Origin of the sequence: Streptomyces sp. HSW2009 (assembly GCF_040240285.1) — a bacterium.
Lineage (GTDB): Bacteria > Actinomycetota > Actinomycetes > Streptomycetales > Streptomycetaceae > Streptomyces.
Window position 1 is genome coordinate 1 of the sequence record NZ_JBEHZD010000214.1, and the last position, 12,016, is coordinate 12,016.

Sequence of the window (12,016 nt, forward strand, 5' to 3'; positions counted from 1 at the left end):
CCTGGTCACCGGGGCGTTGGACGGGCCGGCCGGCTGGGTCGCCCGTCATGTCGTACGGGCCCACGGCGTACGCCGGCGGCTCGGCCGCCCCGCGGGGGGGCGGGGCCGCGCCCCCCCCCCGGCCCCGCGGGGGGGGGGGGTCTCGCGCTCCCCCCGCGCGGGGGGGCGCCCCCCGGGGCGCCCGGCCGCGCCGGCGGCGCGGCAGGTCTGTACGGAGTACGCGGACGAGGCGCTGTACCACCACTCCGTGCGGTCGTACTTCTTCGGCGCGGCCTGGGCGCAGGCGCGCGGGCTCGACTTCGACGCCGAGCTGCTGTACGTGGCCGCGCTGCTGCACGACCTGGCGCTCACCGCGCCCTTCGACAGCCACACGGTCGCGTTCGAGGAGGCCGGCGGCGATCTGGCCCGGGTCTTCACGGCCGGCCTCGGCTGGCCGACCGAGCGCCGAAACCGGGCGGCCGAGGTGATCGTGCTGCACATGCGGGACACCGTCACGCCCGAAGTGGACCCGGAGAGCCGGTTGTTGCAGGTGGGGACCAGTGCGGACGTGACCGGCACCGGCCTGGACGACTTCGACCCCGCCTTCACGCAGGCGCTCGTGGCGGCCCACCCGCGGCTGGGGTTCGGCCCCGCCTTCGTCCAGCTCTTCCGGGACCAGGCGGAGCGCAAGCCGCAGTGCGCCGCGGCCGGCTTCGTCGCACGCGGCGCGGAGGAACGGGCCCTGGCACACCCCCTCGACCTCGACCGCGGCTGAGCCCCGCGGGCGCACCGGTCCACCGGCCGCCGCCCCACGGCTACCACGACGCAACGCCCGCCCCAGCGGATGGCCTTCCGCTGCGGATGCGGGCGTTGCGTGCGTTGTACGCGGTGTGGGTTCGTGCGCGGTCTGGGTTCGTGCGCGGTGTGAGCCCGTACGCGTTGCGGGCGTTGCGCGCGCCGTGAGTGTTGCGCGCGTTGCAGGCGTCGTACGGGCCGTGGGCGTCGTTCGGGCCGCGGGCCGGTCAGGGGCGCTCCCTGCGGCGGGCCCGGTACGCGCGTTGCTGGCAGGCGCGGGAGCAGTACCTGCGGGGCCGGCCGCGCGCCGCCCGGGCGACGGGGCCCCGGCAGCCGGAGCAGCGGGCCGCACTTTCGTCACGCGCGGCGGCATCCGCCGCCGTTTCATCACGCGCCGCCTCCCGCGACCGCGCCGCCGCCCTCGACCGCCGCGGGCGCCGCTCGCCGCCGCGGGTCGCCTCGGCTGCGGCGACGAGGTCCTTCCCGCGGCCGGGCCCGACGGGGGTGTTCCGGGACAACTCGCCGTCCAGTACGGGGCAGTGGGCCATGTCGTCGGTCTCGCAGCGCAGCAGGTGGCTCAGGTAGTCCCGGGCGGCCCGTATCTGCTCGGCCTCCCGCTCCAGCAGGTCGATCTGTTCGCCGACGACCTGCCGCCAGGTGTCGAGCCCGGCCTTTCCCGAGGTGACGACGGCGGCCCGGTCCAGCGGCAACCGCCCCACCACACAACACAGGTAGGCGACGCCGAGGCGGCGTAGGTCGCGTTCGTCGTAGAGCCGTCTGCCGCCCCGGAGGGCGGGCGGCGTGAGCACGCCCTGCCGTTCCCACCAGCGCACCGTGGAGGGCGCGATGCCGTACAGGGCCGCTGCTCGTCCGATGGGGACTGCGTGAGGGGTCACGCCTCCAGTTGACATCAAGTCGGCTTCACGAGACAAGATCTTACTTAGGCAAGCCTTAGTTGCTGCCGCCGCGGGGCCGGTCGGGCACCGCGTGCCGTGGCGTGCCGTGTCCTGCCGTGGCACCGCGTGTCCCGCCCGGCAGCCCGCACCCGCAAGCCCGTACCCGCCGGCAACAGCGCCATCAGAGCGAAGCAGGACGCGCAGCCGCATTCCTGCGACAGAAAGGTTCGACCGTGGAAGCCACCGAATACGCAGAGACCGTCATCGTCGGCGCCGGCCAACAAGGGTGCGGGGTCGCCGCTTCCTTACAGGACGTGGGGCATGAGTCCCTCGTCCTGGAGCGCGGCGAAATAGGTCAGGCATGGGCGCACGAGCGGTGGGACAGCCTGCTCGTGGGCAGTGGAATACGATCGATTCGCTTTCCCGGCCGGGAATTCGCGAGCGACAATCCCGATGCGTCCCTCTCGGGTCCCGAATTGGCCCGGCTGCTGCGTGATTACGCGACCGAGCGCGGGCTCAGGGTCCGCGAGCACACCCCTGTCGAAAGGGTCGAGTGCCCGCCGCACGCCGCCGGTGACGACGTGCGGTTCCGTACCCGGCTCGGTACGGGCGGCGTCGTCGAGTCCCGCAATCTCGTCGCGGCCGTGGGCGGATACGCCGCCCCGCGCCTTCCCGCACTGGCCGCCGCGCTCGCCCCTTCCGTGCATCAGATCCATTCGCGGCACTACCGCAATCCGCATTCCCTGCCCGCGGGTGGCGTGCTCGTGGTGGGTGCGGGAATCAGCGGCCAGCAGATCGCCGACGAACTCGCGGACGCGGGGCGCAGCGTCCATCTCTCGGTCGGCCGGCACCGCGCGTGGCCGCACCGCTATCGGGGGCGCGGAATCCACGAATGGATCTTCGCCTTCGGTCTTTACGAGGACTTCGTCACGCACAACACCGGCGGGCCTTCCGTACTGCCCGGGTTGCCGGTGACCGTGGTGACCGGCGGCGGCAGCGATCTGAACCTGGGCACGCTGGCCGAGAAGGGCGTGGTCCTCGTCGGGTCGGTCCGTGCGGCCGAGGGGCGCACGCTCACGCTGGCGGACAACGTCCGCAGCATCGTGGAGCAGTCGGCGCACGCGTTCCGGCAGGTGCTTGACGCCATCGACGTCGGCATCGCCCGGCGGGGCTTCGTGGTGCCTGAGCAGCGGCCCGCGCCGCGGGTCCGTACCGATCACGTCGCCGACTTCGGCACCGGTCTCGATCTGGCACGGCACGGCATCACCAGCGTCATCTGGTGCACCGGGTTCGGGCCCGACTACCGCATCCTGCCGCCCGGGGTGCTCGACGGGCACGGGGCGCCCCGTCAGGAGAAGGGCCTGCTCGGCGCGGTTCCCGGGCTGTACTACGCGGGGCTGCCGAACGGGGAGTCGCTGGCCTCGGTCGCCATCTCGGCCAATGTCGACAACGGGCGGTTCATCGCCGGCCAGATCCACGCCGACCACGTCATGCGGACCGGGTCCGCGGCGTCACTCATCCTGGCGTAGCGCACGGCCCCCGCCGCGGCGGAGCGTCGCGGGCGGGGCCCCACGGACGAGGCACCACGGGCTGCGAGCGAGGCGCCATGGACGAAGCACCACGGACACCGCCCCGCGGGCCGCGGGCGGGGCGGGGTGGTCAGGGCTTGACGGTGGAGACCACGTACACCCGCGGCCGGTCCGGGTCGTCGACGTCGACCGTGACGTCGAGCGTGGGCTCGGGGTCCTTCTGGTCGATGGTGCCGCCGGCCCACTTGGTGTCGGCGGCCAGCTTCCAGCCGACGGTGCCCGCAGCCTTGTCGTCGATGGTGATCCGGCCGTCGTTCAGCACCTCGCGGGTGGTGCCGAGGCGGCTGAAGAAGTGGTCGAGCCCCTCGGGGGTGGTGGTGAACTGGACGTACATCCGGCTCGTCTGCCACGAGTTGGTCTCGTAGAAGGCCACGTTTTTGGAGTACGAGGGAATGGGCGTGTCGTAGATCCGCCGCTGCACCTTGGTGGGCCAGCCCTCGGTGAGGCCGACGGCCGCCGCGTTCTCCTGCTTGTCCTCGCCGCTGCCCCGGCTCTTCTGCGCCGAGATGGCCAGATAGCCGGCGGGGATCGCGATCAGCAGGAAGATCCCCAGGTTGCGCCGCCAGCCGCGGCGCTGCCCGGGCTTGTCACCCGGCTCGGGCTGCTGGCCCGTGGGCTGGCCCGCCGGCTGGCTCATCGTCTGATTCATCGCCGTCCTGCCTGCGCGTAGCGCTCGTACCGCTCCACCCGGCGCCGGTTGGCGCGCCGGAACCTGCGGGCGACCAGTCGGGCCAGGTCGGCCGCGCCGACCAGTCCCGCCTCGTTGCCGAGTTGGGCCTTGATGATGCGGGCCTCGGGCCGGTATCCGCGGCCGGTGAGGGTGCGCCGGAAGGCGTCCCTGGCGGGGGTGATGAGGAGGTCGTCGGCGGCGCTGACGCCACCGCCGATGACGAAGCAGGACGGGTCGAGCGCGGCGGCCAGGTTGGCGATGCCGACGCCCAGCCACTGCCCGATGTCCTGGAGCAGCTCCACGCACATGGCGTCGCCGTCCCGGGCGAGCTCGGTGATGATCGGGCCGGTGATCTCCTGGACGTTGCCGCCCACCCGGTCGATGATCCCGTACGCGACGGGCGAGTCCGCAGCCGCCAGCTCCTTGGCCTCGCGGACCAGGGCGTTGCCCGAGCTGTACTGCTCCCAGCAGCCGCGGTTGCCGCACGGGCAGCGGTGCCCCGCCGGCACCACCTGCATATGGCCGAATTCCCCGGCGACCCCGTACTTGCCGCGCTTGACCTGGCCGTCCTCCAGGATCGCGCCGCCGATGCCGGTGCCGAGCGTGATCATCACGAGGTGGTCCTCGCCGCGTCCGGCGCCGAACCGCCACTCCGCCCAGGCCGCGGTGTTGGCGTCGTTGTCGACCATGACCGGCACCGCGAGCCGGTCCGCGAGCCGGTCCCGCAGCGGCTCGTCACGCCAGGCCAGGTGCGGGGCGAACAGCACCCGGGAGCGGTCGGCATCCACCCAGCCGGCGGCGCCGATGCCGACCGCGTGCACATCGTGCCGGTCGGACAGGTCGAGGACGAGCTCCACGATGGTGTCCTCGACGACCTTGGGGCTCTTGGACTTGTCCGGGGTCTCGGTGCGCAGCCGCTCCAGAATGTTGCCGTCGGCGTCCACCACCCCGGCCGCGACCTTGGTGCCGCCGATGTCGATGCCGACGGTGGGCACCCGGGGCGCGGTCAGGTGCGAGCGGCGCTCGCGGGTGCCGACGGTGCGCAGCACGGTGGCCCGGGCGGAGCCCCGGTGCACTCGCTCGCGGTACAGGCTCATCAACCGTCCCTCTCGCCGTTGCCGGGGGCGGCGACCGCTCCGCCGGGTGGGTGGGGCCGATCGCGGCGGGTTCGGTCGCTGCGGGTGCGTGCGCGCAAGAGTCGTCGTCCCTGCGGTTTCCTGGGAGGCCAGCAGCCTCGGGCGTGCGGTCGGGCGTGACGGGCGTGGCCCGCCGTGGCGATTGTGCCTCACTCGCACCACGCGGCGCATGGCGGAGCAGCACTCATCGGCCGCGTGGGGCGGAACGTGCCGGATGCCCTGCTTGACTGCCGGGCCCCGGCCGCCGCGGCCTCCACGTGGTGGCGCACTCTAGGGGACGCGGCCCGGGCCCGTGCTGCCTGACCTGCGGCCGGGTCCGTTATCGGATCGAGGCCGACCGCGGGTCAGTCGGTCGTCATCGGCCGGTCATCATCGGCCAGTAGTAGTCAGTCGGTCGGCTGCGGCTTGCGGAGGTCGGGGGTGGCGGTGCGGGCCAGTTCGTGGCTCAGCTCCTCCAGCTCGCTGCCGCCGGCCATCTGCCGCGTCAGCTCGTCCAGCGTGATCTCCGCCTTGAGGTGGCTGCCCGCCATGGCGCCCCGCTTGAGCAGGACGAACCGGTCGCCGACCAGGTACGCGTGGTGCGGATTGTGGGTGATGAGGACGACGCCGAGGCCGGCGTCCCGGGCCGCGGCGACGTACTTGAGGACCACGCCGGACTGCTTGACGCCGAGCGCCGCGGTCGGCTCGTCGAGTACCAGGACCTTGGCGCCGAAGTAGACGGCCCGCGCGATGGCCACGCACTGCCGCTCGCCACCGGAGAGGGTGCCGATCGGCTGGTCCACGTCCCGCAGGTCGATGCCCATGCGGCGCAGCTCGGTGCGGGTGGTCTCGCGCATCATCGCCGTGTCGAGCCGGCGCAGCGGGCCGCGGCCCTTGGTGGGCTCGGAGCCGAGGAAGAAGTTCCGCCACACCGGCATCAGCGGCACCACGGCCAGGTCCTGGTAGACCGTGGCGATGCCGCGGTCCAGGGCCTCGCGCGGGGAGCCGAGCCTGGCCGGCTCGCCCTCGATGCGCAAGGTGCCCGCGTCGTGCTGGTGCAGCCCGGAGATGATCTTGATGAGGGTGGACTTGCCCGCGCCGTTGTCGCCGAGTACGCAACTGATCTCGCCGGCGTGCACGGCGAGCGAGACGCCTTCGAGCGCCTTGATGTTGCCGTAGTACTTGCTGACGTCGGCGAGCTCGACCAGCGCGGCGGGGTCGGCGTCCGCGCTGGTGGGGGCGGTGGTGGCGGCGTGGTCCACGCTGGCGCCGGTGGTGGCGCGGTCCGCGCCGGGGCCGGTGGGCCCGGACGCGTCGTCGGGTCGCTGTTGCTGGTCGCTCACTTGCTCGCCTCCGCCCGCTTGCGCACCCACGCGTTGAGCAGGGTGGCCAGCAGGAGCATCGCGCCGAGGAAGAACTTGAACCAGTCGGCGTCCCACTGCGCGTACACGATGCCCTTGTTCGTCATGCCGAAGATCAGGGCGCCCACGGCGGCGCCGATCGCCGAACCGTAGCCGCCGGTCATCAGGCAGCCGCCGATGACGGCCGCGATGATGTACAGCAACTCGTTGCCCACGCCCTCGCCCGACTGCACGGAGTCGAACGAGAACAGCAGGTGCTGGCCGAGCACCCAGGCGCCGAAGCCCGTGCCCATGTACAGGGCGATCTTGGTCCAGCCGACCGGGACGCCGACCGCGCGGGCCGCGTGTGCGTTGCCGCCGGCCGCGAAGATCCAGTTGCCGGCCCGGGTCCGCAGCAGAATCCAGGTCGCGAGGACGACGAGGCCGAGCCACCACAGGACGGTGACCTTGAGGTTCACCTCGCCGATCGTGTACTGCGAGGCGAAGACCTTACGGGCCGACTCGAAGCCCTCCATGTCGCCGATGGTCTTCGTGGAGACCTTGCCGCTGATCAGCTTGGTGAAGCCGAGGTTCATGCCGGTGAGCATGAGGAAGGTGGCGAGCGTGATGATGAAGCTCGGCAGTCCGGTGCGGACGAGCACGAAGCCGTTGAAGAACCCGATCGCCAGGCTGGTCAGCAGCGACACGCCGACGCCGACCCACACGTTGGCCGTCATCTGGTAGCTGAACATCGACGACATCAGCGCGGAGGTGGTCACCGCGACGCCGGTGGACAGGTCGAACTCGCCGCCGATCATCAACAGCGCCACCGGGACGGCCATGATGCCGATCGTCGAGGACGCGTAGAGCACCGTGGAGAGGCTGGAGAGCTGGAGGAAGCTGTCGGCGACCAGGGAGAAGAAGACGAAGACCGCGATCGCGCCGACCACCGCACCGAGCTCGGGGCGGCTGGCCAGCCGGCGCAGCGCGGAGCGGTGCAGCAGCCGCTCGTCCACGTCGGACCGGCCGGATCGGCCGGGTTTGCCCGGTTCGCCCGAGCGCCCCGCCGGGGGTCCTGAGTGTGCCAGGGAACTGCTCACCGGGTGCCCCGCTCCGCGTACTTCGCCAGCTCGTCCGCCTCGTCCTTGGTGATGATCTGCGGGCCGGTCAGCACCGGCTTGCCGCCACCGAGCACATCGGCGTTGTACTTGTACAGCCACAGCAGGTCGACGGCCTGGTAGCCCTGGAGGTAGGGCTGCTGGTCGACGGCGAAGCCGAGGTCGCCGGCGGCCAGCCCCTCGGCGACCTGCTTGCTCAGGTCGAAGGTGTCGATCTCGGCGTCACTGCCGGCCTGCTTCTTGGCCGTGACCGCGGTGGCGGCGAAGGGTGCGCCGAGCGTGAGCACCGCGTCGATGTCGTCGTCGGACTGGAGCTTGGCCTCGATGGCGGAGAGCACGTCGGGCATGTTGGTGCCCTCGACGTACAGGTTCTTCAGCTCGCCCTTGAACGTCTTGCGGGCGCCGTCGCAGCGCTGCTCGTGGCCGACGTTGCCCTGTTCGTGCAGGACGCACAGGGCCTTCTTCTTGCCCCGCTTGGTCAGCTCGTCACCGACCGCCTCGCCGGCGATGGTTTCGTCCTGGCCGATGTGGGTGAGGGCGCCGAACTCCTTGGACTCGGCCGATCCTGAGTTCACCGTGATCACCGGGATGCCGGCCTTCACGGCCTTGGCCACGACGGCCTTCATCGCGTCGGGCTTGGCCAGCGTGACGATCAGGCCGTCGACCTTCTGGTCGATGTAGCTCTGCACCTGTTCGCTCTGCTGCTGGCCCTCGTCGCTGTGCGCGTAGAGCAGCTTGATGTTGTCCTTGTCGGCCGCCTGCTTGGCACCGCTGCGCACGATGTCCCAGAACGAGTCGCCGTCGCCCGAGTGGGTGACCATGGCCACGGTCCAGCGCGGCGTGTCGACCGCCGGGCGGCCCTGGGCAGCCTTGGCCGCCCGCTCCTCCGCGCGCTTGCCGCCGGTACTGCTGCATCCTGCAAGGGTCGCGCCGACCACCGCTGCCAGCACGGCGCTCACGGCGCGTACCCCTGTCCGAACCCTTGCCACGAGGACTTGCCCTTCTCCACTGAATGTCACGGTGCGGCCGGGTACCGTTCACCCGCCCCGGCCGCCCAAGTATCCGTCACCGCTGCTCGTCGGGGGTCCAGCGGGTCCCGCGAGCGGCGATTCGCGCGTCTGTGGCGCGGTGCGCCCGCTGCCGTGGCCCGGCGGCCGGGTGCGGCGGCGGGTGCGGGGCGCGGGTGCGCTGCATGCCGGGACCGCCTTCTCTTCGGAGCCGCGGACAGCGGTTGGAGGAGTTGTAACGGCGCACACCGCACCCCGTCAATGCACTGCGCTGCGCGAACGCCGCACCGACGGGGCTCCGGCAGCCACCGTACGGCCGCGGCGGGGGCGGATCGACCTACGCCGCACCCGTGGGCAGGGCGTGGCTGCCCACGGTCCTGGGCGCGGCTCCCGGCGGCCCTGTCAGGGGCGTACGAGCAGGTGGAACTCGAAGGAGTAGCGGGCGGCCCGGTAGGTGTGGGAGCCGAATTCGACGGCCCGGCCGGTGTCGTCGAAGGTGGTCCGCTCCATGGTCAGCAGCGGTGCGCCGGGCGCCTCGGCGAGCTGCTGGGCCTCGGCCGCGGTGGCCGCGCGGGCCCCGATCGACTGGCGGGCGCTGTGCAGGGTGATGCCGGCGCCGCGCATCAGCCGGTAGAGGCCGGTGGCCTCAAGGGCCGCGCTGTCCAGCGGCAGCAGCCCGCTGGGCAGGTGGTTGCGCAGCTGGGCCATGGGCTCGCCGTGCGCGAGGCGCAGCCGCTCCAGGAACACCACGTCCGCCCCTTCGGGCACCCCGAGGGCGGCGGCGACCTCGGCGGTCGCGGGCTGCACGAGGTGCTGGACGACCCGGGTGGCGGGCCGCTGCCCGGCGGCCTCCAGGTCGTCGTAGAGGCTGCTCAACTCCAGCGGTCGCTTGACCTGGCTGTGGACGACCTGGGTGCCGACGCCGCGGCGGCGCACCAGGAGCCCCTTGTCGACCAGGGACTGGATGGCCTGTCGTACGGTCGGCCGGGAGAGCCCGAGCCGGCCGGCGAGGTCGATCTCGTTGCCCAGCAGACTGCCCGGGGCGAGGCCGCCCTGCTCGATGGCGGCCTCAAGCTGCTGGGCCAACTGGAAGTACAGCGGCACCGGACTGCCGCGGTCCACGCTCAGCCGCAGGGTCGCCGTGGAACCGGGCGCGCCCGCTGCGTCTCCTTGCTTCGCCACGGGCCGAGCGTATCCACCCGGGCAGGTGACGGGAAGCCGAGAAGTCAGATTGTCCGGACAAAGCGAAATGCGACGGCGGGAGCGCCGCGGGCGGCCTGCGCCCGCTCGGGTCCGAGGCCCCGCCCACATCCGGGACCTGCCACCCCTACCGCTTCCCGTACCCGCCACTCCCCCCTGCTCCCCCGCTCCCCTCCCTCCGGCCCTACTCCCCCGCGTCCGCCAGCCTGGCCAGCAGGTCAGCGACGCGCTTGGCGACCACGTCCCGGTCGCCCTGGGAGAGGACGGAGCCCATGCCGCAGGCGACCGCGCCCGCGGCGATCCACTCCGGGGCGTCCTCCACCGTCACGCCGCCGGTCGGCAGCACGGGGGCCTGCGGCAGCGCGGCGCGCACGTCCTCCAGCCAGCGCGGGCCGTGCGACCAGGCGGGGAACAGCTTGAGCGCGTCCGCACCGAGCTCCAGCGCGCGCACCATCTCGGTCGGCGTGCTGACGCCGGGGAAGACCGGCAGCCCGTACCGGTGTCCCATCTCGATGACCGCGGCGTCCAGGCTCGGCGAGACCAGATACCTGGCCCCCGCCTCGACGGCCATCCGGGCCGATGCGGCGTCCAGCACGGTGCCGGCGCCGATGATCGCGTCGGAGCCGACCTCGCGGGTCAAGGTGGTGATCGCCTCCAGCGCGAAGGGCGTGGTCAGCGAGACCTCCAGGCTGGTGAGGCCAGCCGAGAGCAGCGTGTCGGCCGTCGCCGCGGCCTGGTCGTAACTCTCGCTACGGATGATGGCGAAGACCCGCTGTTCGAGCGCGGCCCGGGTGATCTCCCAGCGGTACACGGCAGTTCGCCGCCCTTCTGCACAGAGAAACGGATGGATGGGATAGCAGGTGCGGGGGAACGGGGCGCGATGCCGTCGAGCGCCGATACGGGACGGCGCCCGGGGATCGCGGGTGGAGCGGGTGACGCGGGTTGAACGGATGGAGCAGGTCAGACGGGGCGTGCGGGTCGAGCGGGCGGTGCTGGGTGGTACCTGGTGATGCTGGATGGTGCCGGGTGGCGCCTGGTGGTGCTGGGCTCCGCACGGCTGTCGCACACGGTGCCGGGTAGTGCGGGGCACGCGCACGGGTGGAGCACGGGGCGGAACGCGGGTCGCCGCCGGTGCGCGGACCGCACCGGCGGCGGTGTGCCGCTCGGGGAGGTCTCGCATCGTCCTGCGCCGGTCTCGTGTGCCGCTGGCGGTGCCGTGGTGCGCCGGACGGCCCCTGGTACGGCCCCGTCCGCACGGCGATCCGACAGGCCCCGCCGATAATCCAACGTCCGAGGCGCCGTGATCGTTCACGCTCGTCCGCTTCCGCTCCGTACTGCGCCCCGGCGCGTGCTCTGGCCGCCTTTGGCTGGCGGTCGGCGCTGCCGGGCCGCCCCGGGGGAGGTGCGACGGCGGGGCCAGCCGGCGCGCGTCAGCGGTGCACGGCGTCGGTCCCCTCCCGCTGGGCGGCGCGCGGACGGCCCCGCACGGCCGGCGTCGGCGGCCCGGCCGGGCCCGTCGACGGCTGGACGGCGACGCCGATCGTCACGTGCGCCGCGGCGCCCGCTATGGAGCGACGGAAGTGGGTCGCCCGGTCCGGTGGGACGCCGGGCTCGGTCAGCATCAGCAGCTTGACCTGACCCCCCGTCACCACCTCGGGGTCTGCGCTCCCCGGGCCATATGTCACCGATCCCGCCTCCTTTACGTCCTTACGCCTCCTCGAACGTTTTTCTACCGAAACGCTATCGGTTGGCACTGACATCCGAGCCCGTGGGGGCGCACTCGGCACGATTACGCGCGTCAACATGCGCCCGGCGCTCAGGAGTACGGGACGGCAGGCGGCCGGAACACCAGGCCCCGCGGCGCCGCAGGGCGAGGCCCCCCGGGCGGGACACGGCGGCGCCGGGCAGGGGACGGCGAGTGCCGGGCGGGACACGGCGGCGCGAGGGTGGGACACGGCGCGAGGCGAGCGGGCCCGGTGCGGCGAGCCGGCAGGGCGCTCGGAGCGGCGGGCCGGCGCGGCGGGCGCGTAAGACTCAGCCGGCGCGGCAGGCGCGTACGACGCGGCAGAACGACGCAACGGCACGCGCCGGAACGGGCCCGGGCGGGCCGAGCCGTGGTGGCGCAAGGGGGTCCGCGGCCCGGACGGAGCGGGCGGGTCCCGGGCCCGGCCCGCAACGCGAGGGCGGGGGGGGGGGGGGGGGGGGGGCCCCCCCCGGGGGGGGGGCCCCCCCCCGGGGCGGGGGGGGGCCCGGGGGGGGGGCGGGGCCCGCCGGGGCGGGGCCGGGGGGGGCGCCGGGGGGGGGGGG

At 73.3% G+C, this 12,016-nt stretch carries 11 protein-coding genes; 2 read left to right on the top strand and 9 right to left on the bottom strand.

Going from position 1 to position 12,016, the window contains the following annotated elements:
* Positions 1 to 754, top strand: a 754-nt coding sequence (locus tag AAHZ94_RS17335) for an HD domain-containing protein (RefSeq protein ID WP_349993816.1), incomplete at its 5' end; no start/stop codon positions are given.
* Positions 755 to 1,001: 247 nt separating this feature from the next.
* On the opposite strand, the gene AAHZ94_RS17340 is transcribed toward AAHZ94_RS17335, so the two are convergent.
* Entirely contained in the window at positions 1,002 to 1,670 is a 669-nt protein-coding gene (locus AAHZ94_RS17340; RefSeq protein ID WP_349993817.1) for a helix-turn-helix domain-containing protein, read from the bottom strand.
* 233 nt (positions 1,671 to 1,903) lie between these two features.
* Here AAHZ94_RS17340 and AAHZ94_RS17345 point away from each other — a divergent pair, with 233 nt between their 5' ends.
* Positions 1,904 to 3,199, top strand: coding sequence for a flavin-containing monooxygenase (locus AAHZ94_RS17345; protein ID WP_349993818.1), 1,296 nt, complete (start codon positions 1,904 to 1,906; stop codon positions 3,197 to 3,199).
* A gap of 130 nt (positions 3,200 to 3,329) precedes the next feature.
* Here AAHZ94_RS17345 and AAHZ94_RS17350 read toward each other — a convergent pair whose 3' ends face one another.
* From AAHZ94_RS17350 to AAHZ94_RS17385, 8 genes are all read right to left on the bottom strand, one after another.
* Positions 3,330 to 3,908: a hypothetical protein gene (locus AAHZ94_RS17350; protein ID WP_349993819.1), complete on the bottom strand. Its 579-nt coding sequence runs from the start codon at positions 3,906 to 3,908 to the stop codon at positions 3,330 to 3,332.
* The gene (locus tag AAHZ94_RS17355; RefSeq protein WP_349993820.1) at positions 3,905 to 5,026 is read right to left on the bottom strand and encodes an ROK family glucokinase; all 1,122 of its coding nucleotides are present in this window, start codon (positions 5,024 to 5,026) and stop codon (positions 3,905 to 3,907) included. The genes AAHZ94_RS17350 and AAHZ94_RS17355 overlap by 4 nt, the downstream gene beginning before the upstream one ends.
* Before the next feature lie 425 nt (positions 5,027 to 5,451).
* Positions 5,452 to 6,306 carry an ATP-binding cassette domain-containing protein gene (locus AAHZ94_RS17360; protein WP_349993824.1) on the bottom strand — a complete coding sequence of 285 codons (855 nt, stop codon included), beginning with the start codon at positions 6,304 to 6,306 and terminating at the stop codon, positions 5,452 to 5,454.
* Between the two features lie 77 nt (positions 6,307 to 6,383).
* Entirely contained in the window at positions 6,384 to 7,472 is a 1,089-nt protein-coding gene (locus AAHZ94_RS17365) for an ABC transporter permease (RefSeq protein WP_502964699.1), read from the bottom strand.
* A gap of 8 nt (positions 7,473 to 7,480) precedes the next feature.
* Complete coding sequence (locus AAHZ94_RS17370; protein ID WP_349993821.1) at positions 7,481 to 8,491, bottom strand: sugar ABC transporter substrate-binding protein; 1,011 nt, start codon at positions 8,489 to 8,491, stop codon at positions 7,481 to 7,483.
* Positions 8,492 to 8,911: 420 nt separating this feature from the next.
* Entirely contained in the window at positions 8,912 to 9,631 is a 720-nt protein-coding gene (locus AAHZ94_RS17375) for a GntR family transcriptional regulator (RefSeq protein WP_349993826.1), read from the bottom strand.
* Between the two features lie 262 nt (positions 9,632 to 9,893).
* A complete protein-coding gene (locus tag AAHZ94_RS17380; protein ID WP_349993822.1) occupies positions 9,894 to 10,520 on the bottom strand; it encodes a bifunctional 4-hydroxy-2-oxoglutarate aldolase/2-dehydro-3-deoxy-phosphogluconate aldolase in 627 nt (208 codons plus the stop codon).
* A 619-nt stretch (positions 10,521 to 11,139) separates the two neighbouring features.
* Positions 11,140 to 11,394 carry a hypothetical protein gene (locus AAHZ94_RS17385; RefSeq protein WP_349993823.1) on the bottom strand — a complete coding sequence of 85 codons (255 nt, stop codon included), beginning with the start codon at positions 11,392 to 11,394 and terminating at the stop codon, positions 11,140 to 11,142.
* Positions 11,395 to 12,016: the final 622 nt, after the last annotated feature.

Bases quoted from the DNA above. Each gene is read 5' to 3' on its own strand.
- AAHZ94_RS17350 (WP_349993819.1), bottom strand. From the start codon at position 3,908: ATGAATCAGACGATGAGCCAGCCGGCGGGCCAGCCCACGGGCCAGCAG.
- AAHZ94_RS17355 (WP_349993820.1), bottom strand. From the start codon at position 5,026: ATGAGCCTGTACCGCGAGCGAGTGCACCGGGGCTCCGCCCGGGCCACC.